21 protein-coding genes are annotated in these 26,590 nt (G+C 58.8%); 18 read left to right on the forward strand and 3 right to left on the reverse strand.

Translation table 11 applies throughout. From position 1 onward, the window contains the following. The 13 genes from HYZ49_11300 to HYZ49_11360 all read left to right on the forward strand — a co-directional run. A partial coding sequence (locus tag HYZ49_11300) for an NADH-quinone oxidoreductase subunit L (protein ID MBI3242869.1) occupies nucleotides 1-270 on the forward strand: 270 nt, incomplete at its 5' end. A gap of 93 nt (nucleotides 271-363) precedes the next feature. After that, entirely contained in the window at nucleotides 364-1,881 is a 1,518-nt protein-coding gene (locus HYZ49_11305) for an NADH-quinone oxidoreductase subunit M (GenBank protein MBI3242870.1), read from the forward strand. Between the two features lie 65 nt (nucleotides 1,882-1,946). Next, on the forward strand, nucleotides 1,947-3,401 hold the full coding sequence (locus HYZ49_11310) for an NADH-quinone oxidoreductase subunit N (protein ID MBI3242871.1): 1,455 nt from the start codon (nucleotides 1,947-1,949) through the stop codon (nucleotides 3,399-3,401). 160 nt (nucleotides 3,402-3,561) lie between these two features. Beyond that, nucleotides 3,562-4,614, forward strand: a complete 1,053-nt coding sequence (locus HYZ49_11315; protein ID MBI3242872.1) for a restriction endonuclease — start codon at nucleotides 3,562-3,564, stop codon at nucleotides 4,612-4,614. Between the two features lie 2 nt (nucleotides 4,615-4,616). Continuing rightward, on the forward strand, nucleotides 4,617-6,446 hold the full coding sequence (locus tag HYZ49_11320; protein MBI3242873.1) for a site-specific DNA-methyltransferase: 1,830 nt from the start codon (nucleotides 4,617-4,619) through the stop codon (nucleotides 6,444-6,446). A gap of 212 nt (nucleotides 6,447-6,658) precedes the next feature. Beyond that, nucleotides 6,659-7,441: an ABC transporter ATP-binding protein gene (locus HYZ49_11325; GenBank protein MBI3242874.1), complete on the forward strand. Its 783-nt coding sequence runs from the start codon at nucleotides 6,659-6,661 to the stop codon at nucleotides 7,439-7,441. Then, entirely contained in the window at nucleotides 7,434-8,138 is a 705-nt protein-coding gene (locus HYZ49_11330) for an ABC transporter ATP-binding protein (GenBank protein MBI3242875.1), read from the forward strand. Before HYZ49_11325 ends, HYZ49_11330 begins: the two co-directional genes overlap by 8 nt. A gap of 41 nt (nucleotides 8,139-8,179) precedes the next feature. After that, entirely contained in the window at nucleotides 8,180-9,160 is a 981-nt protein-coding gene (locus HYZ49_11335; protein ID MBI3242876.1) for a branched-chain amino acid ABC transporter permease, read from the forward strand. A 44-nt stretch (nucleotides 9,161-9,204) separates the two neighbouring features. After that, on the forward strand, nucleotides 9,205-10,227 hold the full coding sequence (locus tag HYZ49_11340) for a branched-chain amino acid ABC transporter permease (GenBank protein ID MBI3242877.1): 1,023 nt from the start codon (nucleotides 9,205-9,207) through the stop codon (nucleotides 10,225-10,227). A gap of 202 nt (nucleotides 10,228-10,429) precedes the next feature. After that, nucleotides 10,430-11,608: an ABC transporter substrate-binding protein gene (locus HYZ49_11345; protein MBI3242878.1), complete on the forward strand. Its 1,179-nt coding sequence runs from the start codon at nucleotides 10,430-10,432 to the stop codon at nucleotides 11,606-11,608. A 92-nt stretch (nucleotides 11,609-11,700) separates the two neighbouring features. Further along, entirely contained in the window at nucleotides 11,701-13,083 is a 1,383-nt protein-coding gene (locus HYZ49_11350; GenBank protein MBI3242879.1) for a glutamine synthetase, read from the forward strand. Nucleotides 13,084-13,106: 23 nt separating this feature from the next. Next, nucleotides 13,107-14,489, forward strand: coding sequence for a glutamine synthetase (locus tag HYZ49_11355; protein MBI3242880.1), 1,383 nt, complete (start codon nucleotides 13,107-13,109; stop codon nucleotides 14,487-14,489). 3 nt (nucleotides 14,490-14,492) lie between these two features. After that, on the forward strand, nucleotides 14,493-15,635 hold the full coding sequence (locus HYZ49_11360) for an amidohydrolase family protein (GenBank protein ID MBI3242881.1): 1,143 nt from the start codon (nucleotides 14,493-14,495) through the stop codon (nucleotides 15,633-15,635). Nucleotides 15,636-15,738: 103 nt separating this feature from the next. On the opposite strand, the gene HYZ49_11365 is transcribed toward HYZ49_11360, so the two are convergent. Then, nucleotides 15,739-20,247 (reverse strand): GAF domain-containing protein, encoded by a 4,509-nt coding sequence (locus HYZ49_11365; GenBank protein MBI3242882.1) that lies wholly within the window; start codon nucleotides 20,245-20,247, stop codon nucleotides 15,739-15,741. Nucleotides 20,248-20,369: 122 nt separating this feature from the next. Between HYZ49_11365 and HYZ49_11370 the strand changes: the two genes are divergently transcribed. Then, on the forward strand, nucleotides 20,370-22,025 hold the full coding sequence (locus HYZ49_11370; GenBank protein MBI3242883.1) for a S8 family serine peptidase: 1,656 nt from the start codon (nucleotides 20,370-20,372) through the stop codon (nucleotides 22,023-22,025). A 101-nt stretch (nucleotides 22,026-22,126) separates the two neighbouring features. Beyond that, complete coding sequence (locus HYZ49_11375) at nucleotides 22,127-22,858, forward strand: esterase (GenBank protein ID MBI3242884.1); 732 nt, start codon at nucleotides 22,127-22,129, stop codon at nucleotides 22,856-22,858. A gap of 13 nt (nucleotides 22,859-22,871) precedes the next feature. Here HYZ49_11375 and HYZ49_11380 read toward each other — a convergent pair whose 3' ends face one another. Continuing rightward, nucleotides 22,872-23,282, reverse strand: coding sequence for a type II toxin-antitoxin system VapC family toxin (locus tag HYZ49_11380; GenBank protein ID MBI3242885.1), 411 nt, complete (start codon nucleotides 23,280-23,282; stop codon nucleotides 22,872-22,874). Then, nucleotides 23,282-23,533, reverse strand: a complete 252-nt coding sequence (locus HYZ49_11385; protein MBI3242886.1) for a ribbon-helix-helix protein, CopG family — start codon at nucleotides 23,531-23,533, stop codon at nucleotides 23,282-23,284. Before HYZ49_11385 ends, HYZ49_11380 begins: the two co-directional genes overlap by 1 nt. Before the next feature lie 124 nt (nucleotides 23,534-23,657). Between HYZ49_11385 and HYZ49_11390 the strand changes: the two genes are divergently transcribed. The 3 genes from HYZ49_11390 to HYZ49_11400 all read left to right on the forward strand — a co-directional run bounded on the left by HYZ49_11390 (nucleotide 23,658) and on the right by HYZ49_11400 (nucleotide 26,589). After that, nucleotides 23,658-24,209 (forward strand): hypothetical protein, encoded by a 552-nt coding sequence (locus HYZ49_11390; GenBank protein ID MBI3242887.1) that lies wholly within the window; start codon nucleotides 23,658-23,660, stop codon nucleotides 24,207-24,209. Between the two features lie 23 nt (nucleotides 24,210-24,232). Beyond that, nucleotides 24,233-25,159: a hypothetical protein gene (locus HYZ49_11395; protein ID MBI3242888.1), complete on the forward strand. Its 927-nt coding sequence runs from the start codon at nucleotides 24,233-24,235 to the stop codon at nucleotides 25,157-25,159. A gap of 77 nt (nucleotides 25,160-25,236) precedes the next feature. After that, the gene (locus HYZ49_11400; protein ID MBI3242889.1) at nucleotides 25,237-26,589 is read left to right on the forward strand and encodes a circularly permuted type 2 ATP-grasp protein; all 1,353 of its coding nucleotides are present in this window, start codon (nucleotides 25,237-25,239) and stop codon (nucleotides 26,587-26,589) included. The last annotated feature ends 1 nt before the right edge of the window (nucleotide 26,590 follow it).

Below are 26,590 nucleotides of genomic sequence, written 5' to 3' on the forward strand. Positions count from 1 at the left end.
AGTTTCACCGCCTTTGCTTTGGACTGGGATTTGTGGCACGACATCTTCCACGACAATATCCTGGCGGGCGGCTTCCGCTGGCTGGCCGGATTCACGTCCGGCTTTGTGGACAAGGGCATCGTAGACCGGTTCTTCGACGGGCTGGCTGGTTGGGTGCGCGAGACGGCGGATGTCTGGCGCAGATTGCAAACCGGCTACGTTCGCAATTACGCGCTGGCCGTGCTGGTCGGCGTGCTGGCAATATTGAGCTTCTTCTTGTTCACAAGATAAAACTGAACCGCTAAGACGCAAAGGACGCAAAGAAAATCATAAAAATCTTTGCGAACTTCGTGCCTTCGCGGTGAAAAGGTTGGAGATCATTCTATGGATGTGTTGTTTGCTACTCTGACTGTTGTCACCTTCTTTCCTGTGCTCGGCGTGATCGTCCTGCTCTTCACGCCCAAAGAGCAGAAGGATACCATCCGCTGGATCGCGGTGGGCGCGTCGCTCATCACCTTCCTGCTATCGCTGGTGATGCTCATCCAGTTCAACCCCAACGATCCTGGGATGCAGTTGGTGGTACGCGCCCCGTGGATTCAGATCGGCTCGAACTGGAACATGGAATTCCACCTGGGCATTGACGGCGCGAGCCTCCTGCTGGTTCTGCTCACCACCTTCCTCACGCCCATCGCCATCTTCTCCTCGTGGACGGCAGTGGAGGAGCGGGTGAAGGAATATATGATCTTCTTCCTCCTGCTCGAAGTGGGCATGGTCGGCGTGTTCGTCGCCCTTGATCTCTTCCTGTTCTACGTCTTCTGGGAATTCAGCCTGGTGCCGATGTATTTGTTGGTCGGCATCTGGGGCGGCTCCAACCGGATGTACGCCGCCATCAAATTCTTCCTTTACACGATGGCCGGTTCCATTTTGATGTTGCTGGCTATTCTGTGGCTGGGCATCAACGTCGGCACGTTCTCCTACACCGACATGCTCGGCAAAGTTCCGGCGGCGGCGCAGGGCTTGCTCTTCCTGGCCTTCGCGGCGGCCTTCGCCATCAAAGTGCCGGTCTGGCCGCTCCACTCGTGGCTGCCCGACGCCCACGTTGAAGCGCCCACCGCCGGGTCGGTCATCCTGGCGGGCGTCCTGCTGAAGCTTGGCACCTACGGCTTCCTGCGCTTCAACCTCGGCCTCTTCCCCGAAGCCGCCCGGCAATACGCGCCGGCCATCGCCGTGCTGGCCGTCATCGGCATCATCTACGGCGCGATTGTGTCGTACCCACAAAAGGACGTGAAGAAGCTGGTCGCCTATTCGTCGGTGAGCCACCTGGGTTTTGTGATGCTCGGCCTCTTCGCCCTCAACGCCCAGGGCATCCAGGGCGCGGTTCTGCAAATGATCAACCACGGCCTCTCGACGGGGGCGTTGTTCCTCCTCGTCGGCATGATTTACGAGCGGCGGCACACCCGTGAGCTGGCCCAGTTCGGCGGCTTGTGGAAAGTCATGCCGCTTTACGGCACGATCATGTTGATCGTCTCTCTGTCGTCAATGGGATTGCCCGGACTCAACGGCTTCGTCGGCGAGTTTGCCATTTTGCTTGGCGCGTGGGGCGCCGGCCAACCCGGTGGGCCGTTTGGTTCTTACATTTACGCCGCCCTCGCCTCGCTCGGCGTCATCCTGGCCGCCGTCTACATGTTGTGGATGTTCCAGAAGATGTTCCTGGGCAAGGTGGAGAACCCGGCCAACGAAGGCCTGGCCGACCTCAACTGGCGCGAAGTGGCGGTGATGGTCCCTCTGCTGATCATGATCTTCTGGATCGGCCTCTACCCGGCCCCGTTCTTCAACCTGATGAGCCCTGCTGTCAACCAACTGGTGCAGGTGCTGAATGGCGCGGCGGTGGCTTTGCGATAAATACAGAATACGCAATACTCAATACCCAATATTGGGTACTGAGTATTCGGTATTGAGTATTCAATATGACAACTTCCGACTTCAACGCCATCCTCCCCATGTTCACCCTGGCCGGGTGGGCGTGCCTGCTTCTGCTGGCCGACTTGTGGATTCCCAAGACGCGCAAGGCGATCACCGGTTGGCTGGCCTTGCTCGGTTTGGCCGTCACTTTTGGGGTTGGCCTTTTGGTATCCCGGCTCGGCCTGCCCATCGTCGCCTTCAACGGCATGGTGACGTTTGACGGCTTTGCCAACCTGCTCAACTTGATTGTGTTGTTCACCGGGGCCGCCGGAATCCTGATGGCCCTCGACTACCTCAAGAAGAACAACATCGAGCGCGGCGAGTTCTACCCGCTCCTGCTGTTTGCCATCACCGGCATGATGATGATGGCCTCGGCCAGCGATCTGATCATCGTCTTCCTCGCCCTCGAACTGCTCTCGATCCCGCTCTACGTTTTAGCCGGGTTCGCCCGCCCGCGCGCCGACTCCGAAGAGTCGGCCATGAAATACTTCCTGCTCGGCGCGTTCGCTTCGGGCTTCTTTGTGTATGGTGTGGCCCTCACTTACGGCGCTACTCAAACGACCAACCTTCAGGGCGTGGTGGCGGCCATCACTTCGGCGTCCGCCACTGATCCGTTGTTGCTGGCGGGCGCGGCTCTGATCCTCGTCGGCCTGTCGTTCAAAGTGGCGGCTGTCCCGTTTCACATGTGGACGCCGGACGTGTACGAAGGCGCTCCCACCGTAGTGACGGCTTTCATGTCGGTTGGGGCCAAGGCTGGCGGCTTCGCCGCGCTCCTGCGAGTCTTCTTCACCGCCTTTCCCGCTCTCTCGGCTGATTGGGTTCCCGTCGTCGCCATTGTCTCGGCGCTGACAATGACGCTTGGCAACGTGGTGGCCATTGCCCAAAGCTCGATCAAACGCATGTTGGCCTACTCGTCTATCGCTCACGCGGGATACATTCTCATGGCCGCCGTCGCCGGTGGGCAGGGCCGCCTCTCGGCGTTTGCGGCCAGCGCCGCGCTCTTCTACCTCATGGCTTACGCGTTGATGAATCTGGGTGCGTGGGCCGTCGTCATCGCTGTCGAGAAGCGCGAGGGTGAAGGCAACCGCATTGAAGACTTTGCCGGGCTGGGCGCGACCCGCCCGGGCCTGGCCCTGGCGATGGCCGTCTTCATGCTCTCGCTCACCGGCCTGCCTCCCACCGTCGGCTTCATTGGCAAGTTCTACGTCTTCCGGGCGGCGATTGACGCCGGTTACATGTGGCTGGCCCTCGTCGGTGTAATCACCAGCCTGATCTCGGCCTTCTACTACTTGCGGGTGATCATGGTGATGTGGATGAGGCCAGGGGAGGGGGCGGCGACCCTGCCCCGCGCGCTGGGCTTCGTGGTCGGCGTCACCGCCATCGCCACCTTCCTGCTGGGCATCGTCCCCCGCCCGGTGATGGAAATGGCCGAACGGGCTTTGCTCTCGCTGTTCATCTGACTTCTCTCAGCCGCCCAATTGGGCGGCTGAGTGCTTATTAGCCCATTCCATGCCCTTTCTATTTCATCATTGAAAACGGTCATCACCTTCAACGATGATAAGCATCTGTGCTAAACTTTGTGCTCATCATATGTACACTTAACAATGCTGTAGAGGGCTGATGGCTAAACTTACAAAGTATCGAAAGACATTTGAAGAACTTGAGAAAGTAGCATCCAAGTTTTGGCCCTCCGAACTTTCGGAGATGGAAGCCAAACTGAGCGTTATTCCGTTACTGCTCAAAACACAAGACCAGTTCACCAGCATCATTAGCGTTGACACAAATGACTTGGAGGATCTGTTCAGCATAATCGGGGTCTCAAGTTTGCCTCCCAACCTCTTCCTCAAGCATTTAGCCATCTTGGCTGATGTCGGCGGAGAGATGTTGCGAAAGGTCAGCAATGAATTTGGCATGTTGTTTCCAGATGGGAAGTTGCATTACCGATGGAAGGGCAATCAGCGCACATACACCTTCAAAGTTGTTCCAAAGAGGAAATTTGGGAATCAGCCACTTAAAATCGACGGTAAAGAACTACTCAAAAAGCACCCCCTCAGCGACTTACAGGAAGATGCGATAGCCCTACTTTTGTTTGGTAGTGCATACAGCGGGGACAATGAGGAAATTGCCAACACATTAGCAAAATGCGAAATTGGCGAACACTTGGGCAAACCTGCGCAACTAACAGACTTCATTAAGCAAAGATACATTTGGGTGAGTCAAATTACGAAGGGCGCTAAGGCCAACTCTTTGGGGCAAATAGCTCAACAGTTTGTAGCTCGGTATCTCAAAGAGCAGTTGGGCCTGTCAGGAACGGACATTAAGATAGGTGGCCGCTTGCCAGGTGTCACACATACAGATCCCGAGACAGGACGGTTGACGGCCTTTGATATAGTAGTAACAAAGGCAGCCAAGTACTTGGCAATTGAAGTGAGCTTCCAAGTGACAACAAATAGCACTATAGAGCGCAAGGCGGGTCAGGCTAAATCCCGCTATGAGCAAGTGGAGCAGGCGGGTCACAAGATCGCATATGTAATAGATGGAGCAGGCAATTTTGAAAGAGAAAGTGCATTGAGGGTCATTTGCTCGTACAGTCATTGCACTGTGGCCTTTTCTCGTAGCGAGTTAGATATTTTGTGTCAGTTCGTTCGACAATACTTCTCCAAGATGGAATGACAATGACTCACATTTCAGAGAATAGCCACCCCCTGCGAGTCAGACAGATTGCCGTCCAGAGCCGCGAAGAATTACTCGCGGCTTCAAAAGGTTTGACTGACGTTTGCATCGTGAGATTACCCGCCTGCAACACAGCGAGCGAATATAACCGCCCCCTAAACTCGGTTGGTGAACTTGTGGCCAGAGTTGACGACAACTTGGGGCCGTCAGCAACGCTGGTGGTCTTGGGCGAAGTGATAGACCTCGTGCAGGTACAGGCACAAATGCCTGCTTCAGTGCGTTATCAGCATTGGATAGCCGTAAACCGCACTACGTCACAAATCATAGACAAGCGGCAACTACCCCATCAGCACTTTGGCGCATTAGTCTATACTCGATATACACCGTCTTTGCGCCATACAAAGACGAGAATCAAGTACACCTATTGCCCGGTTTGCGACAAGACTACGAAAGACTATGGCGGGAAGAAACACACTTACCATGAAGCCGGAACCCTCATATCTGACGTTTGGCGGGATATTTCTTGTGACCTGGGCGGCGATATAAGCCCCGTTGTTGACCGCTTCGCAGACCTATTCGGCCTAGAACCGCATAAAGAGTTAACCGTTTTTGATTGCAGGCCGCTAAACCTTCAACGCTTACCGGCCCAACTCATGCACGTTGAATTTGAGGAAGAGAAATTACCAGATGACTTGACCGACCACATCCTAAACGGCGATTGCTTAGAAGAACTTAGACGCATACCGAGCAATTCAATTGACTTTGTCTTTACTGACCCTCCTTACAATTTGGGCAAAAAGTACCTCGGCTACACCGACGACTTAGAGATTCAAGATTACTTCAAATGGTGTGATGAATGGATTGGAGAACTGACCCGCATTCTAAAGCCAGGCCGTACGCTTGCCCTTTTGAACATTCCACTTTGGGCCGTCCGTCATTTCTTGTATATGCAAACGGTTCTCAAGTTCCAGAATTGGATTGCATGGGACGCTCTCGCTTTCCCTGTGCGCCTGATAATGCCTGCCCATTACACAATCCTCTGTTTCAGCAAAGGAGAGTCTCGTGAATTACCGGGGCTTACCGGCGAGTCAAAGCATATTAGAGTTTCAAGCGCCCCCAAGACCTTTAATGCCCTCGAACCTTTGGCGGACGGCTACTGCCTAAGAGCTGATTGTGTGGATACTCGAATCGCAACGCGTATCAATGACCGAACGCCGCTGACTGACCTTTGGGGCGACATTCACAGGCTAAAGCACAACAGCCGAAGGGTTGACCACCCTTGCCAACTGCCGCCTCATCTCATGTATCGCCTCATTTCGATTTTTACCAGGCCCGGAGAGTCAATCCTTGACTGCTTTAACGGTGCGGGCACTACTACGCTGACAGCACATCAACTAGGCCGAAAATACGTTGGCGTTGACTCGTCCGAAAAGTATTGCAAGATGGCTGAAGAAAGGCATTTGGAAATACTCAATGGCCTGGACCCATTCCGCAAGGAAGAACGAGTCTTGACCAGTAAGAATAGCCCTGTGCCCCGTTTGGCGAAGCAAGTGTATAAGGTCCCCAAGAAGACTCTCCAATTGGAAGTTCGGAGGGTTGCAAAGCAAATTGGCCATATTCCCTCACGCGATGAATTGATAAAGTATGGCAAATACTCTATTGAGTATTACGACAAATACTTTGTGAGTTGGGGCGAAGTAACAGCCGCCGCCCGAACAACGGGGATGACGGAAAAGAGGGCCAATGGAAACGGCGACAGGGCGCAGCCCGCAGAGGAACAGTTACAGCTATTGGAAAGAAGAGCATCTTACCGTCGAAATAGGAGAGATTGACTTCAGTGCCTTCCTCCCAACTCTGCCCCCTCTGCCGCCGCCCTCTCGACCCGGCCCTCATAGAAATCCAACCGAAACTCGAAAGCCACAACGCCTATATCTTGACTTGCCCGGCACTTGACTCAATCCGAGCAACGAGTAGACTTTAGCAAACGAGCGCTCAGTCTTCACCATCTCAATTTAATCGCACCCAACTCATGTCAATGGATTCGCTGGCGCCTGTCCTTCAGGCACACGGGCTGGCTAAATCTTTTTTGGGCTTGCAAGCCTTGCAGGACGTGTCGCTGGCGATCCAGCCCGACGAGATCGTGGGCCTCATCGGGCCAAACGGCGCGGGCAAGACCACCTGCTTCAACCTGCTCACCGGATTTCTGATCCCAACCGCTGGCCGCATCCACTTTCAGAATCAAGACATTACCGGCCTGCCCCCGGCCCGCATCGCCCGGCTGGGCATCGCCCGCACGTTTCAGAATATTCGCCTCTTCGGTTCGCTCTCGGTGTTAGAGAATGTGCAGGCGGCGGCCCAACTCCGGGCGGCGGCCTCCCTGTGGGAGACGTTGCTCAGCGCCCCCGGCTTTCATCGCCAGGAAGGAGAGACGAAGGCCCGCACCCGCGACTTGCTCGATCTGCTCGATCTCGCGCCCTACGCCGATCAGTCAGCAGCCAGCCTGCCCTATGGTTATCAGCGCCGGGTCGAGATCGCCCGTGCCCTGGCCACCCGCCCGGCCATCCTGTTGCTGGATGAACCGGCGGCGGGCATGAACCCGGCCGAGAGCGACGCCCTGCATCAATTGATCCTCGACTTGCGCGCCCGTTTCAAGTTGACTATCCTCCTGGTCGAACACGACATGCGCCTGGTGATGAATTTGTGCGAGCGCATCGTGGTGCTGAACTATGGCAAGATCATCGCCCAGGGCAAACCCGAAGAGGTGCGATCCGACCCGCAAGTGATCGCCGCTTACCTGGGTGGAGACCACACGGGGCGCGATGCTTGAACTGCGCGAGGTCGAAGTCTATTACGGCGGTATCCGCGCCCTCAAAGGCGTCTCGTTGACGATTGCCGATGGCGAACTGGTGACGCTGATCGGCTCGAACGGGGCGGGCAAGTCCACAACCCTGAAGACGATCTCCGGCTTGTTGCGGCCAAAGACCGGGGCCATTCTCTACGACGGCCAGCGCATTGATGGAACTTCGCCGCATCATATTGTCGGGTTGGGGGTGTCGCATTGCCCCGAAGGCCGCCACATCTTTGGTCAGTTGACGGTGGAAGAGAATCTGCGGCTGGGGGCGGTGCAGCGGCGCGACGGCGATGGTGTGAAGGCCGACCTCGAGCGCGTCTATGGTCTCTTTCCGATTCTCAAACAACGCCGCCAACAGTCCGGGGCCACGCTCTCCGGCGGCGAACAACAAATGCTGGCCATCAGCCGGGCGCTCATGAGCCGGCCCAAGTTGTTGTTGCTCGACGAGCCGTCGCTCGGCCTGGCGCCGCTGTTGGTGGAGACGATCTTCAACACCATCCGGCAATTGAAAGACGAGAAGACGACGATCCTGCTGGTGGAACAGAACGCGCGGCTGGCCCTCGACGTGGCCGACCGGGCTTACGTCATGGAAACGGGGCGCATTACCCTCGACGGCCCGGCGGTGGAACTGAAGCACAACCCGCAAGTGGAGCACACCTATCTCGGAACCTGACAGTCAACATTTGGGATTTTGAATTTGAGATTTGGTATTTTATGACTCTGGTCTATTACGCCCTCCAGCAACTTGTCAACGCCCTGAGCATCGGCAGTCTGTACGCATTGATGGCGGTGGGGCTGGCGATGGTGTTCGGCATTCTGCGGCTGATCAATTTCGCTCACGGCGATTTGATGATGATCGCCGCTTACTTCGCCGCCTTCGCCCTGCTGGCCAAGTTACCTCTGCCGCTGGCGATCGGGATCATGATCGTCGGCACGATCCTCGTCGGCTTGATCATGGAGCGCGTGGCCTATCGGCCCATCCGCGGCGCGCCCGATGTGGCCGCCCTGCTCACCTCATTCGCCGTCGGACAAATTTTGCAGAATGGCACGTTGTTGATCACCCGCTTATTGCAAAAGCCCAGCCCGCTCGCTTTTCCGGTGATCGGACTCCTGAGCGGCGTGTTCGCTTTCGGCCCGATCACCGTGCCGCGGGTGAACGTCGTCAGCCTGATCGCCGGTATCATCCTGTTGGTGCTGCTGTCGCTCTTCGTCACCCGTTCCAACCTCGGCCTTTCGATGCGCGCCGCCGCCGAAGACCTGCACGCGGCGCAACTGATGGGGATTGACATCAACCGGGTGATCGCCACCGCCTTCGCCATCGGATCGGGGTTGGCGGCGGTGGCGGCGTTATTGTATGCGGTGCAGGCCGGGCAGTTGACGCCCTACATGGGATTCACCCCGGTGCTCAAAGCCTTCATCGCCGCCGTCATCGGCGGCTTTGGCACGATTGCCGGAGCCGTCGTCGGCGGCTATGCGTTGGGGGCGCTGGAAGTGTTCCTCACCGCCATTCCCGGCATCGGCGACATCCTGCCGCCGGGCCTGGTCTCGCCCGCCGTGCAAACCTTCCTCAAAACCTGGTTGCCGGGGTCGCTGACCAGTTATCGTGATGCCTTCGTCTTCGTCGCCCTCATCCTTATGTTGCTCTTCCGGCCCGGCGGCATTGTGGGCCGCCGTGAGCGGGAGGAGATGCAATAGATGTTGGAGGTTGGAGGATGGAAGCTGGAGGTTGGAAGTTAGAGATGGCAGCGTCGTGGCGTCGGGCCGGTGGCCCGCTGGCGGCAATCTTTATGTTGTCGGTCGTGCTGACGATCCTGCAAGCCTCGGGGCTGGCTTTCTGGCAGGGCCTGTTCGTCAACCTCGGCATCTTTTTGATCCTGGTCCTGAGTCTGAATCTCTCCAACGGGTTCACCGGCGTGTTCTCGCTGGGGCATATCGGTTTTATGGCCCTGGGCGCATATGCCTCAGCCGTCTTGACGTTGCCTCTGCGCGAAAAGCACGACTATCTGCCGAACCTGCCGGGGTGGCTGGCCGGCCTGCATTTCGACTTTTATCTCGGCCCCTTCCCGTCCGGCTTTCTAGCCGCCACCCTCATCGCCGCCGTCTTCGTGTCCCTCATTGCCCTGTTGGTCGGTTTGGTGTTGATGCGGCTCTCCGGGCATTTCGTGGCCGTGGCCACGCTCGGCTTCCTGGTCATCGTCCGCGTCGTCCTCTTCAACGCCGACAACTTCACCCGCGGCTCGCGCACCTTCTCCAACGTCACCCCGTACACGAACCTGTGGTGGGTCTGGGCCTGGGCGCTGCTGGTGTTATATATCGTGTGGCGGATCAAACGATCGTCGTTCGGGCGGGCGATGCTGGCCCAGCGGGAAGATCGCTGGGCGGCGCAGTCCATCGGCATTGCGGTGATGCCGCCACGACTGTTAGCCTTCGTCATCAGCGCCTTCTTCACTGCCGTCGCCGGATCGTTGTATGCTCACTTCATCACTTCCTTCTCGCCGACCGTCTTCTACTTCGACCTGACGTTCCGGGTGATCACTATGCTCGTGGTCGGCGGCATGGGCTCGGTGAGCGGGTCGGTGATCGGCGTGGTTTTGGTAGTTGGGCTGGCCGAGCTTCTGCGCCGCATCGAAGATGCAACTTTGCTCTATGGCATCAGCCAGATCATTCTGGCAACGATCTTCATCTTCATCATCATCTTCCGGCGTGAAGGTCTGCTAGGCCAACGCGAGATCGCCCTCGACCGGTGGTTTGAAAGGAGGTAGCCTATCGCCTCGTACCTGTCGCGCGTCGTCACTGTGCCGGTATTCAATTGAGCTATCGGAAATAAATTTTAGCCGCGAATTTCGCCAATGATCGCGAATAGCCTAAAAATGATTCGTGTGAATTCGCGTAATTCGTGGCAAAGAAAATGGTCAACTATCAATTCCGGTAGAGTCCAATATTGAACTTGGAGGAGATACCATCATGAAAAAGAGAATTCTGTCATTTGTGACATTCGCCATCGTCGCCAGTCTGGTGCTGGCCGCCTGCGGCGGCGGGGGCGGGGGCGCATCCGGCCCCATCAACATCGGCGGCGGCTTCGCCCTCACCGGGGCCGAGTCTTCACTCGACTTGCCGGCGGCTAACGGCGCACAACTGGCCGCCAAAGAGATCAACGCCGCGGGCGGCGTGCTGGGCCGCCAGATCAATCTCATCGTCCACGACAGCCAATACAAGATGGACGTGACGGCTCAAGTCGCCAAACAGTTTGTCGAGCAGGACAAAGTGGTCGCCGTGATCGGCTTCACCGACACCGACTCGGTGTTGGCCGCCGGGCCGACCATCCAGGCCGCCGGGTTGCCGTTCATCACCGCTGGGGCTACGTCGCCCAAGATACCCTCTCAAGTGGGCGATAAGATGTTCCTGGCCTGCTTCGGCGATAACGTCCAGGCGGCGGCGGGCGCAGAGTATTCGTTCAAGAACTTCGGTAAGAACGCTTACCTGCTCTGGGACAAAGGCGTGGAGTACACCACCCTGCTTGGCGGTTACTTCAAGGCCAGCTTCACCGGGATGGGCGGCACGATTGTCCTCGAAGACTCTTATGAAGACGCCGCCACCGATTTCTCGGCGCAGATCGCTAAAGTGAAGGCCCTGCCTCAGCAACCTGACTTCTATTACATCTCCGCCATGCCTTACAACGTCGGCCCGGTCGTCAAACAATTCCGCGACGCCGGGTTGACCGGCCCCATCGTCGGCGGCGACGGCTATGACACGCCCGACATCCTTAGCGTGGCCGGCGACGCCGCCAACGGGGTGTGGTTCTCCACCCACGCCCTGATGGACTCCAGCGGCGGCACTGACGGCATCAAGAAGTTCATCGCCGCCTATAACAAAGAATACGGCCACGATCCGGAGAACGCCTTTGCCGCGCTCGGCTACGATACGATGTATCTGATGGCCGACGCCATCAAACGCGCCGGTTCCACCGACGCGGCGGCCATCACCAAAGCCATCGCCGAGACGAAGAACTATCCCGGCATCACCGGCGCCATCACCTTCGCCGACTCCCACGTGCCGCAGAAGGGCGTGACGCTGATCAAGATTGAGGGCGGCAAGTTTACCCTCGGCGCGGAAGTCGTGCCGGAGAAAGTGCCAGCGCCATAATCGCGCTTCGCGCAAGCCCCAAATCCCAATGACCAAATCTCAACTTGCGTGTTGGAATTTGGGAATTGGGGTTTGGGATTTTAGGAGATCATATGCCTGCTCGCCAGACTCGCAAGACTGATCCATTGACCGCGCTCGAAAAACGCCTCAGCGCCGACGGCATTGAATTCGTCCGCTTCGAGCAAACCGATACACATGGCATCAGCCGCTCGAAGACGATCCCGGCCCGCCACGTGCGCCGTTTCGCCGAAGGCGGCTTGAACTTTTTGCTCGGCCAACTGGGCTTCGACGCTCAGGCTGGCGTCGCCCTGGGCACCGGCTATCTCGAAGACCTGGGCTTCCCCGACTCGCGCATCTTCCCCGATCTCAGCACTTATACCGTTTTGCCCTGGGCTGATAAGACGGCGCGCATATTGTGCGAGCCGCACTTTCAGGATGGCCGCCCGGCGATGGCCGCGCCTCGCGCCGTAGCTCGTAAACTTCTGGGTGAACTGGAGGGGTGGGGGTATCGGTTGTTTTCGGGTTTCGAGTACGAGTTCTACCTCGTCAACCGCGAGACGCGCCAGCCGCCGTTCCCCGGTATCCAAATTTTCGCCACCCTCCGCAACAACTTCGACGAGTCGCTCGTCTATCAAATCCTGCGCGGCATGAGCGCCATTGGCGTGGACATCATCACCTCCAACGCCGAATACGGGCCGGGGCAGATGGAGATCAACTTTGCGCCCGCGAGTGGTATCGCCGCGGCCGACCAGGCCTTCACCTTCAAGAACGGCGTCAAAGAAATCGCCCAGCGCAACGGATATATGGCCTCGTTCATGACCAAACCTTATGGCGATCAATCGGCCAACGGCTGTCATTATCATCACAGCCTGCTCGAGGCGAAGACGGGTCGCAACTCCTTCAACAGCCGCAAGGATGGCAAACTCACCGATGTTGCCCGCTGGTGGCTGGGGGGGCAGATCGCTCACGCGACGGCGTTGACGGCCCTCGCCGCGCCCACCGTGAACTGCTACAAGCGCTACAAGCTGTGGTCGTTCGCGCCCACCAACGCGACCTGGGGTAACGAGAATCGTTCAGTCGGCTTTCGCATGAAAAACCTCGGGGGCGAGAGCGCCCACATCGAAAACCGTTTGCCAGGCGGCGCTTCGAATCCATACCTGGTCATGGCCGGGGTGTTGGCCGCCGGGCTGGATGGTTTGCAGAACAAGACCGAACCGCCAGCCGAGACCTCGGGCATTGCTTACGGCCTCACCGGCGTGACCGATTTGCCGACGCGACTCGAAAAGTCGCTTGATGCTCTTGAAGCCGACTCTCCTTTGCGCGCCGCGCTCGGCGAGGAGTTCGTCAAACTCTTCGTCGCCGTCAAGCGCCACGAGATCGCCAAAGCCAAAGCCGCCATCCCCGACTACGACTCGCCCGACTTCAACAACACCGTGCATGAATGGGAGCGGAGCGAATACTTTGAGTTTCTATAAGAAGCAACCTTTCGGGAGCCATGATGCCTGCTAAACGAACCGCTCGCAATACTACACCTGCTGACCGCGTGACCGAGGCCGCCCGCAAGGCTGGGGTGCGTCTGGTGCGTTTTTTGTACACCGACAACGGCGGCGTTACCCGGGGCAAGGCGACGCACATTGAGTTCCTGCGAAACCGGATCGGCGACGGGATCGGTTTGACGATGGCGATGCAGGCGATGAACATGCTCGATCAATTGGCCGCCGTGGAGGGCCTGGGGCCGGTCGGCGAAATCCGCCTCGTTCCTGATCCCGATACGTTCCGTATCCTGCCCTACGCGCCGCATGTGGCGGCCATGACAGTGGACATGCTCAACCACGACGGGACGCCGTGGGCGGCCTGCCCGCGCTCGTTCCTCAAACGACAGATCGCTGATTGCGCCGCCGAAGGCTTCAGTGTGCAGGCCGCTTTTGAGATCGAGTTCACTCTGGCAACCCGAAATTCCGACGGCGCTTTTGCCCCTTTCGACGAGACTTTGTGTTTTTCCACGACCGGAATGACGATGTCGGCGAAAGTGATGGACGACATCATCGCCGCCTTTGAAGCGCAAGGGATGCAAGTGGATCAGTATTATCCTGAACTCGGTCACGGCCAGCAGGAACTGCCCATCCGCCACGCGGCGGCCCTGGCCGCCGCCGACCGGCAGGTGTTCTATCGTGAGACGGTGCGCAATGTCGCCTACAATCATGGCCTGTATGCGTCGCTGGCACCCAAACCTTTCCCCGATCAAGCCGGCAATGGCGCGCACATTCACTTCAGCTTGTGGGACAAAGCTGGCAAGCGCAACCTGATGTACGACCCGAACGACAACTATGGAATCAGTCAGCTTGGCTACTACTTTATCGCCGGGGTGCTGGCGCATTTACCGGCTCTGCTCGCCCTCACTTGCCCGTCTTTCAATTCATACCGCCGCTTGCAACCGCATTTCTGGAGTTCGGCCTTCACCGTCTGGGGGCCGGACAACCGCGAGGCCGCCGTCCGCGTGCCATCCAAATACAAGTCCGATCCTTCCGGGTCTGCCAACGCCGAACTGAAATCGTCTGACTCTTCATCCAATCCCTATTTGTCTTTGGGCGGGGTGCTGGCCGCCGGGTTGGATGGCGTGAAACGCAAACTGATGCCGGGCGAGCCGGTATTGATTGACCCCGGCAACTTCACCGACGATGAACGCGCCGCACGCGGTATCAAACGCTTCCCCACCAGCCTCAACGAGGCGCTCGACAACCTCGAAAAGGATCAGGTGTTGATAGACGCCCTCGGCCCATTGTTGTCCCGTTCATTCCTGGCGGTCAAACGTCTCGAATGGGAGTCGTTCAGCAAAGAAGACGTAGCCTTTGAAGTCAAGCATCATTTCTGGAAGTTCTGATTCATGTCCCTCGATCTCGCCTCTATTCCTATTCTCGACCACCACTGTCACGCCTTCCTGCGCCGTGAAACGCCGTATACGGCGTTGGAGTTTCAGGGCTTCTTCAGCGAAGGCGGGGATAACGCCACTGTCGCCGAGCATACGCCCAACACCGTCTTCTTCCTCTGGGCGATCAAAGAACTGGCGAACTTTCTGGGTTGCGCCCCGACGACCGAGGCCGTCACGGCGGCGCGGGCGGCCATGCCGCTCGCCGAGTTGGCCGGACATATGTTGCGCGACGCCAACATCTCAACTTTGTTGATTGACTATGGTCTAGCGGGCACAGATCGCATGACAATTAGCGACATGAAAGCCTGCCTCCCGGCGTGCCGCATCGAACCCATCCTGCGCCTGGAGACGATGGCCCAGGACTTGATTCTGCAACAGGAGACGTTCGATCAATTTATGGATGCCTATGTGACGACGGTGGAGGGCGCGCGCGCGGCGGGCCACGTGGGGCTGAAGAGCATCATCGCCTATCGCACCGGGCTGGCGATCCGCGAGACAAGCAAGAGCCAGGTAGTGGAGGCGTTCACGGGCGCGAAGGAACGCGCCCGGCGCGAAGGCAAAGTCCGGCTGGCCGATAAACCGCTCAACGATTATCTCGTCCTGCGGGCGCTGGACATTGCCGAGAAGCAGGAGATGTCGGTGCAGTTTCACACCGGCCTGGGCGATAATGATCTGGATATGCTGTTCGCCAACCCTCTGCACATGCGCCCGTTGTTTGAGAGCGGCAGGCACAAGCGAGTGCCGTTTGTATTATTACATGCCAGTTATCCTTACGCTCGTGAATTAGGCTATCTGGCCTCACTCTACTCAAATGTATGGATGGACGTGGGCCTGGCCGTCCCGTTCGTCACGATAGACATCCCGGCGCTCTGGCGGCAAACGCTGGCTCTGACTGCCACCAGCAAAATTCTATTTTCAACCGACGCCTATAGCATCCCTGACATCTATTGGCTTGCGGCGCGCTGGGGGCGGTGGGGACTGGGTAAAGTGCTGGATGAATTGATCGAGTTGGGCGCGTTCACTCGCGACGAAGCTCTGACTGCCGCTCATCAAATTTTGCACGGCAACGCGGCGCGTCTTTACGCGGTGGGGGAATAAGGGCCGCCTTTGTGCCCTCAGCCTCTCACTGCCCCCTCTGCCATCGCTCCTCGACTGTGTCAGCATCTCTAATCCGGCGATTTTGTTCTGCAAAGAAAGTGCTCTAGCGGTCAGCGGCCAGTTCCGGGTGATCCGCCGCTATGATTCCCAGGAACACTTGCGCCACCTGCGGGTCGAAGTGCGCGCCGGTCAGAGAGCGAATGTGTTCGCGCACTTGCTCCAGCGGCCAGGCTTTGCGGTAAGGCCGGTCGGAGCATAAGGCGTCCCACACATCCACCACTGCGAAGATGCGCGCCGCCAGCGGAATTTGTTCGCCCTTCAGCCCGCGCGGGTAGCCGGCGCCGTCCCATTTCTCGTGATGGCAATAGGGGATGTCAAGCGCCGGGCGCAAGTAGGCGATGGGGGAGAGCATTTCGTAGGCATAGGTTGGATGCCGACGCATGATCCCCCACTCCACACCAGTGAGCGGGCCGGGTTTGAGCAGAATGCTGTCGGGGATGCCCATCTTGCCAATATCGTGCAGGAGCGCGCCGCGGCGGACATGAACCAGTTCGGCATCGGGCAAACCCATGGCCAGGGCCAGGCGCAGGGTGAGTTCGGTGACGCGCCGGGTGTGGCCTTCGGTTTCCTTGTCGCGCAGTTCCAGCGCGCGCGCCCAGCCTTCCAGGGTGGAGTCGTAGGCCTGGGCCAACTCCACATTGGAGCGCTGGAGGTCGTTGAACAAGACAATGTTATCTATGGCAATGGCGGCCTGACCGGCGAGTGTTTCCAGGAAGTCCAACCACTCGGCATCGGAAGCGAGCGGGGAGTGGTGGAAAATTTCCAGCACGCCTTTCACCTGCCCTTTGGTCACCAGCGGCACAGCGTAATAAGCGAGGAAGCCCTCGCTCGCCAGCATTTGGATTTCAGATTGCTCCAGGTCTGCCGGGGCCGCTGAGACATCAGGGATGGAGAGAATGCACCGTTCGAGCGCGGCGCGGCCCACGTAGCCTTCGCCCAAACGCCAGACGGGAGGGCGGAGAACGCCGGTACGGAAGCCGTGCCGGGCGGCGTATTCGAGGGTCTGCGTGTACGGATTGAACAATAACACTGCGGCGGCCTTCATACCCACCTGGGCCGTAATCTGATTGAGTAGAACGTTGAGGGTGAGGTGCAGGTCGAGGCTGGCACTGATGGCCAGGTCAATGGCGTGCAGGGCAGTCAGGCGTTGCAGGCGTTGCTCGGTCTGCTCGTACAGGGTTGCGCGGTGGATGGCGTTGCCGGCCATCTCGGCGATGGCGATGAGCAGACGGACTTCCCTTTCGGTGAAGTCGCGTTGCTCGCGCATCCAGATATGGATCACGCCGATAATGTGTTCTTGAGCGAGCAACGGCAGGCTGATGCCACTGCTTAAGGCGCTTAGCCGTTCGGCCTCGGCGGGAAGAATAACGGCCACCGGGTCGTGCGGCAGGTCGTTGGTGATGTAAATCTCGCCGCTGGCGGCCACGTAGCCGGTGATGCCTTCCCCCAGACGGTAGCGCAGGCGGGGAGCAGACAAGGCGTCGTTTGTGAATTGCCACCCGTTGCCGGCCGAGAGCCAGCCGCGAGACACCCACTCACCGGTTTCAGGCTCCCGCAGAAAGATCGAACTGGCGTCGCCGCCGACGACCTCGGCCGCTTTCTGGATCAGCAAGGGGATCATCTCCTCAATGTTGCGGGCGGCGCGCATCGCCGAGGAGACCTGGGACAGGCTTTCAAGCTCGGCGGCCCGGCGGCGCAGGGATTGTTCGGCCTGCTTGCGTTCGGTGATGTCGTGGTAATTCACGACGATGCCACTGAGGCGGGGATCGCTCAGGAGGTTGCGGCCCGTGCCTTCGAGGATGCGCCACGACCCGTCGTGGTGCCGGAACCGGGCTTCCACGGTGGAGACCTGGCCCAGGTCGCGGATGGCTTCAAAGGTCTGGGCCGCCGCCGGCACGTCGTCCGGGTGCAAAAACCCGAAGGCATCCCGTCCAACCAACTCTTCTTGCTGGTAGCCGATGATGCGTTCGGCGGACGGGCTGGCGTAGCGGAGGACCCCCTGGCTGTTCATAATCAACACGCCGTCCCAGGCGTTTTCGATGATGGCGCGGAAATAGGCTTCGCTGTGTTGCAAGGCCTCAAACAGCCGGGCGTTTTCGATGGCCACAGCCACCTGGTCGGCAAAGGCGGCCACCAGCCGGGCGTGGTGCGGCGTAAAATAGTTCGGCTGAACACTGTCCACCGCCAACATGCCAATCACCCGGTCGCCGATAATCAGCGGCACGCCGAGCCACGACTGAATGTGGCTGTGGGGTTCTTGCTGAAAAGGCGCATGGGCGGCGGGCGCGTTCGCCACGATGTGGGGCGCCCGCTGTTGAATCACAGTCGTGTTGGGGTTGTTGCCGGGCACTGGAAAGCGCAGGCCGATGACGGCTTTCGGGTCGGGCCAGCCGCGCCCGCCGACGATTTCCAGATAATCTTCTTTCAGCAATTGCACCGAGCCGCTGTCGTATGGCACCACATGCGCCAACTCTTGCAAGATGCGCTCGATGGCCTCTTCCGCTCGCAGGGTGGCGGCCACCACCGCCCCGGCCTGCCGCAGGGTTTCGGCTTCCTGCGCCTGCCGCTGTGTTTCCTCAAACAGCCGCGCATTCTGAATCGCCACCCCGGCCTGCCGCCCGACTGACTCGGCCAGCGCTAGGTCGCGCTGAGTGAAACGCTTTTCAGGGTTTAGGATGAACAAGCCTATTGCGCCCAGGCGCCCCTCGCCGGCGGCGATGGGGACACCGATAAACCCGCGCACGCCAGAGTCTATCCACTCCGGCAGTGCATTCGGATGCGCGCCGTAGTCGGGCAGCAACAGCGGCTCGCCGCTCTCGACAATGCCCCAGGCCACGCCTTTACCTTTTGGTGAGGGCCGCAGGCTCAATGATTTGGGGAGCTTGAAGAGATAGGGATAACTAATGGTCTGGCCGTCGGGCGCAACGAGGGCAATTGCGCCCGCATCTGCCCCGGCCAGTTCGGCGGCCAGCCGCGCCACATTCTGCAAAATTATTGGCAGGTCAAGGGTGCTGCTCAAGGTCTGCGCCATCTCGTTGAGGCGCTGCTCGCGGGCCAGGTTCTCGACTGTTTCGGCGTGAAAGCGGGCGCGGGCGAGGGCGACGGCCAGTTGATGGCCGATTGCCGAGAGGGCGGCCAAATCGTCCTCGTCGAAGTGCGGGCCGCCGGGCGGAGTGGCCAGGTTAAGCATGCCAAACACGTCGCGCCCCATGCGAATAGGAATGCTGGCATGAAGGGTCAACCCGCCGGTATCGCCCGTTGCCCATTCGAGGAGTCTCTGGCAATTCAGGATATTGACCGCTTCCGGCAGTTCACCGGCCAATATTTTGCGCTGGCAATTACAGGGCTGTCGGCGCATCACGGCGCAGTCGTCGTCGGCCAACGCGGGCGGCAGGTTCTGGTGAGCGGCGAGCCGGAACTTGCCGCCCTGGTGCAGGCTGATCCAACCTGCGGGCAAGTCCAGCGTCGCGAGCGTCTCGGCCAGCGCCACGCGCAGAGCCTCGTCCAGGCTCATGGTGTTGTTGAGCGCCGAAGCGATGGTGTTGAGGGCATTCAGGCGGTGGATGCGGTTTTGCGCCGCGCGATAAAGGCGGGCGGTGTACAGCGCGCCAGCCATTTGCCCGGCAAAGACCGACACTGCCGGGATGTCGCCTTCCTGTAGATCCTCACCCCACATCATCAACACCCCCAACGTCCGCTCTTCGACGACTAAAGGAACGACGATTGAATGGGCGCGAGAGGACAGGCCGACCATGTGAAGAATATTCTCGACAACCGGCCGCGGGAATTCGGGCAACAGGGTAGTAGAAGGCAACAACACATCGGGCAAAAAGAGGGCGCGCCTTTGCTCGACAACTTCGGCGTAGTAGAGCCAGCTTTGGGGGGGCATACGGAAGCCGCGCAACTTGTGCCCGGTCAGTTTTTCGGCGAGGGTCAGCGCAGTTGACTCAATGGAACCATAACGAATCACCAGCGTCTGGTCGTCTGAGTCCAACAGCGTGACGAGGCAGGTTACGCCCAGTTGCTTGAGTTCCGTCCCCATGGTTTCCATGACCTGGTCGGGGTCAAGGCTGATCTGCAAGCGCGTGGCTACCCGGCTCAGGGCAGTGATGAGCGTGCCGCTCTGTTGCAATGCCGCTTCCGCCCGCATACGCTGGGCAAGTTCCCACTTTGCCCGCTCGCCCAGGTCGCGCAACCGCCCGATCACAAGGCCGACCAGCACCAGGGCAAGCGAGCCGGCCGCCCCTCGAGTCATAATCTCCCAGCCTGAATCTCCGGCCAATGTGATCAACAGAATGTTTAATGGAAAAGCCAGCAAGCCGGTGAGCAGGCCGGCCCACGCGCCGAAGAACCACCCGGCCGCCGCTACCGGCAATATGGAGAGCGCCGCGATCTCAGGCCCCGCAATGCGGAAGAGCAGGCTGAACGCAGCCCCGTAAACAACCCAGGCCAGAAGAACGAAAGCCGCCCGCGTTTGACGAGATCGAAAATCAAAGCGGGCGGCGGCTGGGGGCTTATCTTTTTTGCCAGGTTTGTCGAGGGTGTCAGGCATGTAAACATCATACTATAATTACCGACCGAACTGCTCGTGGCGGATTGCCCGCTTCGCGTCTGGCGTGAGGGCAACGCAGTCTTCCTGTTCCACCCGGATCAGGCGAGTCGCTGAAAAAGCTAATGCCTATTAAATCTTGTCCCCTCTGCCGCCGCCCTCTCGACCCGGCCCTCATAGAAATCCAACCCAAACTCGAAGACCACATCGCCCGCATTCTGCGCGAGAACAATGCGGGCTGGAAGCACGACGACGGCGTTTGCCCCGATTGCGTTTACGGTGCTGTCGAGAAAGCGCGCGAGGCGCGCAGCCCGGCATCGCTCCAGCAGGAACTGCTCACGCCGTTTCCGGTTTACGTGCGCGACGAAAAGCGGCTCCTGCCCACGCCCGTCCGCGTCCACGCCAACCCGAACTTCACCGGGCGCGGTGTCACCGTCGCCTTCCTCGACTCCGGCTTCTACCCGCATCCCGATCTCATCCGGCCCAGGAACCGCATCCTGTGTTACGTGGATGCCACCGGCCAGGCGCCGATTGAGAAGCCAAACTTCAAAAAGCAACACGCCACAAGCTGGCACGGTCTGATGACTTCGTGCATCGGCTTCGGCAACGGCTTCATGTCCAACCGCCTCTATCGCGGCCCCGCCGAGGGGGCGCAGTTGGTGCTGGTCAAGACCGGCAACCCGCGCGGGCGCGGTATTCGAGATCGCGACATTGCCCGCGCCCTGAGTTGGGTGCTGGCGAATCAGCAGCCCTTCCACATTCGCGTCGTCAACATCTCGCTCGGCGGCGACACTCCGACGACGGGCAAATTCACCGAGTTGGACGAACTTGTGGAAGAGGCGGTTTCACGCGGCATGGTCGTAGTGGTCGCCGCCGGAAACAGTGGCCGCCGCATCGTCATCCCACCGGCCAGCGCCCCATCGGCCATCACCGTCGGCGGCCTCGACGATCAGAATCATCTCGACCTGCGCTATCATCGCCTGTACTGGTCGAGTTATGGCCGGGGCATCAATGGCCTGCGCAAGCCGGAGATCGTCGCGCCCGCGCTGTGGCTGGCCGCGCCCATGTTGCCCGGCACGCGCGCCCACCACGACGCGCTCTACTTCTGGCGGCTGGCGCACGCCAGCGACGCCGAGTTGAGCAGACTGTTGGAGTCGAACTACGCGCAGACTCGCTTCAGCAAAAGAACACTAAGTTTGCCCCTCCCCGAAATTCATCGCGCCATCCAGGAGCACCTCAACGAGCAAAAGTTCATTCACCCGCACTACCAGCACGTGGACGGCACCTCAATGGCAACGCCCATCGTCAGCGGGGTCGTGGCCCAGATGCTCGAAGCCAACTCGTCGCTCACGCCGGCCCAGGTCAAAGAGATTTTGATGGCGACGGCGGATCCGTTGAACGATGCCCCGGCGGAGAGACAGGGCGCGGGCGCGATCAACGCCGGGCGGGCCGTGGCCGCCGCCTTGCGCGCCGGCGGCGGGGTTCTGCGCGGGGCACCGATCTCGCCCCACATTGCCTCCCACACAATCACGTTTTACTATTATGATCCGGGTGCGCGGGAAGTGGCGCTGGTGGGGAGCTTCAACGGCTGGCAAACAAAAGACGGCGAGATGCGCCAGACCCGGCCCGGTTTATGGCAAATCACCCTGACCACGATTCCGCGTGGCACACATCCTTATAAATTCATAATTGACCGCGTGCGCTGGGTGAACGACCCCGAAAACCCGGCGCGTGTCGAAGATGGGTTTGGGGGGTTTAACTCGCTGATAACAATTGACTGATCGTATTCCGTATTCTGTAAGATTTTTACGCGATACGCAATACGCCAAGTGCATCGCGAACACCACCACTGGCACAGCTTACCGGCCAACAAGGAGCAACCATGCAACGTTTTATTGACGGCTGGCACAGCCCCAGCCTCAGCCAGCACATGGAAATCGTCACCTACGGCCACTACGGTTTCCCCTTGCTCCTGTTCCCCACCGCCGCCGCCGATTATCTGGAGTACGAGCGCTTCCACGTTATCGACTCCATCGGCGAGTATATTGACGGCGGCAAGGTCAAAGTCTTCTCCATCAACAGCATCAACCGCGAAAGCTGGATGAACCGGGGCCTGCACCCGCGCGACCGCGCCCTCCGTCAGGTTCAATATAACTACTACGTGACGGATGAAGTGGTGCCTTACATCTGGAACAGTTGTCAGGGTAAAATCGGCGTCATCACCTGCGGGGCCAGCTTGGGGGCTTACCATTGCGCCAACCAGCTTTTCCGCCGCCCGGACTTGTTCGACGGCATGATCGCCATGAGCGGCAACTACAACATCCGCAACTTCACCGACGGCTATTACGATGACGATGTGTACTTCAACGACCCACTGGCCTACATGCCCAACCTGAACGACGACCATTACTTGTCGCTTCTGCGCCAGAAACAGCACATTCACATTCTCTCCGGGCAAGGCTCATACGAAAATCCGGAAGGCTCGCGGCAGTTGGCCGGAATCCTGGCCAGCAAAGGCATCCCGCACAATCTTGACCTGTGGGGCTACGACATGCCGCACGACTGGCCGACCTGGCGGGCGATGATAAAGTATTATGTGGGGGAAACGTTCTGACGGTAGCGTGGCGTCAGGGAGCCAAAACAAAGGCGTCGCAGTGTTTGGGGCGTAATACGCCGAAGTGACGGCGATCAACTGTCAGGATGTTTTGGATATTCAGGCGCTCGGCGAGAGCGGCGATTGCGCAGTCCACAAAATCAATTTTGTTGTCGGCATATTGCACGATCAAGTCCGCCGACCGTGCAAGGTCTTCAGCAGTAATGTAAGCGATGACCAGTTCGCCGTCGGCAACCGTGTTTAGAAAGGCGGCAAGTGGAGTTGTCCCAAGTTCGCGCATTACCATGTAGGCAAGTTCTGGCAGAACAACGTCGGGCAATATCGGTTCAGGCTCTGCCTCCAGCGCGGCAACACAGGCTTCATGCAAATCGTCGTCCGCATCGAGCACGGCTAGCAAAAAGCCGGTGTCAATCAGGGCGGCCATTATTTCAGGCTCCACCCCTCGCGGCGATTGGCGGCTTGCGCGAGCGTCGCCTCGACCTGTTGCGACAAATCGCGTTTGCCGCTTCGCCCGATTCCGACAAACGAATAGCGTCGTTTGGGAATGGGGTGCGAGCGAACGTAATGGGTTAGGGCCTCACGCGCCACAGCATCCAGAGATGTTGAACGCTTTTGGGCGATAAGGCGGAGCGCTTCGACAAGCTTGTCGTCAGCCGAAATTGTAATGAGTGTCATAGTTGCAACTCCTTGACGCCAATTATACGGCACAATGGCAAAGATGTGCCGCCTAGCGGGCTGACGCGGCGGGCGATGGGAGTATATGGTACGGATTAATTTCAGTTTATAAGCAAGGTTGAAAATGAATCGTTTGAAAGACATTTCTCCATCAGATATACTCGATATTGCTTTCAACACTGAGGAAAGAGCTTATCTTGAAAAGCTAGCCGAAAGTTCCCGTTTGCGAGATTGCAAACTCTGTATTCGCTACCTTGAAGCTAGTTTGAGAATTCAACGAAATCGGAAGTTTGTGCTTACGATTGCCGATCGATTAGTTTTGAACAACAAAGTCAGACACGAGGCACTTGGAATATTCCAGCAATTTCTTGACAAATACCCTGAGAAAATTTGGCCGTTTGTGTTGAAGTATGGATCGCACGCAAGCCGTCACGTTCGAGAATCTCTGGCAACAATGGTGCTCGAAGAGTTAATGGCCAGATACCATGATAGGTATTTCCCTGAAGTAAAACGTATTGTCTTGAGTGGAGATGGAAGGTTTCTTGACATACTTGTACGATGTTGGCCTTTCGGACAACCTTTGAAGAAATGGCATCAGACAGTCAGGCTGATTAAACGAGCAGGCGGTGATATGAGCCGCATTTACGTAAGCAAGAAATATCCATTGCCTGTTTAGAACTTGTTTTGTTTGGAGGGCATATGCTCAAAATCGGTGTCATCGTCGGCCGTGAGTGGTCGTGGCCGCCAGCTTTTATCGAAGAAGTAAACAGGCGGAACGAGGGCGTGATCGCCGAGTTCGCCAAACTCGGCGGCACGCGGATGAACGAGCCGAGCGAGTATGCAGTGCTGGTGGATCGCATCTCGCACGAGGTGCCGTACTATCGCTCTTATCTCAAGAACGCAATGCTTCAAGGCGCTTACGTCATCAACAACCCCTTCATGTGGACGGCGGATGACAAATTTTTTGGCGCGTCGCTCATCACCAAACTTGGCGTCGCCAGCCCCAAGACCGTCGCCCTCCCCAACAAAGAGTACGTCCCCGGCATCGTCCACGACGAGAGTCTCCGCAACTTGATGTATCCCACGCCCTGGGAGGAGCATGTCGAGTACCTCGGCGGCTTCCCGGTGGTGCTCAAAGACGCGCACGGCGGCGGCTGGAAGCAAGTCCACATTTGCCGCTCGATGGAGGCGCTCTGGAATGCCTACAACCAGTCCGGCCTGCTAACGATGGTCTTGCAGGAATTTATCAGGTGGGATGAGGGCCAGTATTTGCGTTGCATGTGCCTCGGCCAGCAGGACATCAAAGTGATGAAGTACGACCCCGACAACCGCCGTTACCTGCCGCCCGACATCCCGCCCGACCTGTATGATCGGGTGGTGGCCGACTCGCTCAAGATTGTCCGCGCTTTGGGTTACGACATGAACACCATTGAGTGGGCGGTGCGCGACGGTGTGCCTTACGCGATTGACTTCATGAACCCCGCGCCCGACATGGACATCAACTCGACCGGCATTGAATACCACCGCTGGTGCGTGGAGAAAATGGCCGACCTGAGCATCCGGCTGGCCAAGAACCCGAAGCCGCAGGTGGCTGAGGTGAAGTGGTCAACCATGTTCAATGGATGATTTGTCGTTTGACGAATGACGTTTGATATTCCCCTCAAGCGTCAAACGACAAACGTCAAAGCGAGAGGAGCGCCCGCATGACGAACCTGCGCGAGACGATTGACCACTATCACTCCCTGCTCGACCCGGAGACGGCCCGCGAGACGCACGAGCAGTTGACTGAGCAACTCCGGCGGCGCGGACTCTTTTTTGGCGAGCGGCCTCTCAGCACCGTCCTCCGCCCGCGCTTCATCCATCCCGGCCAATACTCGGCTCTGAAAACAGCCATTCGTGTGATCATGCCCGCCTTTCAGAAAGCGCATGAGGCGGCAATGGCCGATGCCAACTTTCGCGCTCAGTTCCGCCTCAATGCTTGGGAAGAGGAACTGGTGATGGCCGACCCCGGCTTCCGCGCCCCCAGCCCGACGGCTCGCATGGACACCTTCTTCGATGAAGCGGGCACCCTCTGGCTCACCGAGTACAACGCCGAGACGCCCGCCGCCGTGGCTTACAACGACGTGCTCTCCGAAGTCTATTACGGTCTGCCGGTCATGCGCGAGTTCAGCAAGCACTACGAAGTGCGCCCGCTCGTCGCCCGCCACCTCATGCTTCACGCCCTGCTCGACTCGTACAAGCAGTGGGGCGGCAAGGACAAGCCCCGCATCGCCATCCTCGACTGGCGTGAAGTGCCGACCTACAGCGAGTTCGTCCTCTTCCACGATTACTTCGAGTCGCATGGCTACGAGTGCGTCATCGCCGACCCGCGCGATGTGACTTACGATAACGGACGGTTGATAGCCGACGGCGAACAGATTCATATCATCTACAAGCGGGTGCTAATCAGCGAATTGGTGGAGCGGGGCGGGCTGGATCATCCGGTGGTGCGGGCAGTGCGTGATCGGGCGGTGTGCATGGTCAACCCCTTCCGGTGCAAGATTCTGCACAAGAAGGCTAGCCTGGCCGTGTTGAGCGACGAGGCCAACGCTCATCTCTTCACCGCCGACGAGCGAGCCGCGATTGCGAAGTACATTCCGTGGACGCGCCTGGTCGAAGCGCGCCACACCACTTACAAGGGCCAGCGCATAGACTTGTTGTCGTTTTTGGTGGATCACAAGGATGACTTTGTGATCAAGCCCAACGACGAGTACGGCGGCAAGGGCGTGGTTCTGGGGTGGGAGGCGGCCTCCACCGAGTGGGATGCCGCCCTCAGAGCCGCGGTTGACGAGCCGTCCATCGTGCAAACGCGCGTGCCGCTCCCCAAATTTCCTTACGCCAGTTGGGTGGACGGCAAGGTCGAAATCTACGACCGGATGATTGATACCAATCCTTACATTTGGTATGGCGGTTACGTGGACGGATGTTTGACCCGCCTCTCGACGGCGGCCTTGCTCAACGTCACCGCCGGCGGCGGCTCGACCGTGGCTACGTTTGTGGTTGATAAGAGGGAGTGAC

The organism is Chloroflexota bacterium (assembly GCA_016197225.1).
Lineage (GTDB): Bacteria > Chloroflexota > Anaerolineae > Anaerolineales > VGOW01 > VGOW01.

Coding starts and splice junctions, on each gene's coding strand:
- HYZ49_11320 (MBI3242873.1), top strand. CDS start 4,617: ATGACTCACATTTCAGAGAATAGCCACCCCCTGCGAGTCAGACAGATT.
- HYZ49_11335 (MBI3242876.1), top strand. CDS start 8,180: ATGACTCTGGTCTATTACGCCCTCCAGCAACTTGTCAACGCCCTGAGC.
- HYZ49_11395 (MBI3242888.1), top strand. CDS start 24,233: ATGCTCAAAATCGGTGTCATCGTCGGCCGTGAGTGGTCGTGGCCGCCA.
- HYZ49_11305 (MBI3242870.1), top strand. CDS start 364: ATGGATGTGTTGTTTGCTACTCTGACTGTTGTCACCTTCTTTCCTGTG.
- HYZ49_11345 (MBI3242878.1), top strand. CDS start 10,430: ATGAAAAAGAGAATTCTGTCATTTGTGACATTCGCCATCGTCGCCAGT.
- HYZ49_11360 (MBI3242881.1), top strand. CDS start 14,493: ATGTCCCTCGATCTCGCCTCTATTCCTATTCTCGACCACCACTGTCAC.
- HYZ49_11380 (MBI3242885.1), bottom strand. CDS start 23,282: ATGGCCGCCCTGATTGACACCGGCTTTTTGCTAGCCGTGCTCGATGCG.
- HYZ49_11385 (MBI3242886.1), bottom strand. CDS start 23,533: ATGACACTCATTACAATTTCGGCTGACGACAAGCTTGTCGAAGCGCTC.
- HYZ49_11365 (MBI3242882.1), bottom strand. CDS start 20,247: ATGCCTGACACCCTCGACAAACCTGGCAAAAAAGATAAGCCCCCAGCC.
- HYZ49_11370 (MBI3242883.1), top strand. CDS start 20,370: ATGCCTATTAAATCTTGTCCCCTCTGCCGCCGCCCTCTCGACCCGGCC.
- HYZ49_11310 (MBI3242871.1), top strand. CDS start 1,947: ATGACAACTTCCGACTTCAACGCCATCCTCCCCATGTTCACCCTGGCC.
- HYZ49_11400 (MBI3242889.1), top strand. CDS start 25,237: ATGACGAACCTGCGCGAGACGATTGACCACTATCACTCCCTGCTCGAC.
- HYZ49_11375 (MBI3242884.1), top strand. CDS start 22,127: ATGCAACGTTTTATTGACGGCTGGCACAGCCCCAGCCTCAGCCAGCAC.
- HYZ49_11315 (MBI3242872.1), top strand. CDS start 3,562: ATGGCTAAACTTACAAAGTATCGAAAGACATTTGAAGAACTTGAGAAA.
- HYZ49_11350 (MBI3242879.1), top strand. CDS start 11,701: ATGCCTGCTCGCCAGACTCGCAAGACTGATCCATTGACCGCGCTCGAA.
- HYZ49_11340 (MBI3242877.1), top strand. CDS start 9,205: ATGGCAGCGTCGTGGCGTCGGGCCGGTGGCCCGCTGGCGGCAATCTTT.
- HYZ49_11355 (MBI3242880.1), top strand. CDS start 13,107: ATGCCTGCTAAACGAACCGCTCGCAATACTACACCTGCTGACCGCGTG.
- HYZ49_11330 (MBI3242875.1), top strand. CDS start 7,434: ATGCTTGAACTGCGCGAGGTCGAAGTCTATTACGGCGGTATCCGCGCC.
- HYZ49_11390 (MBI3242887.1), top strand. CDS start 23,658: ATGAATCGTTTGAAAGACATTTCTCCATCAGATATACTCGATATTGCT.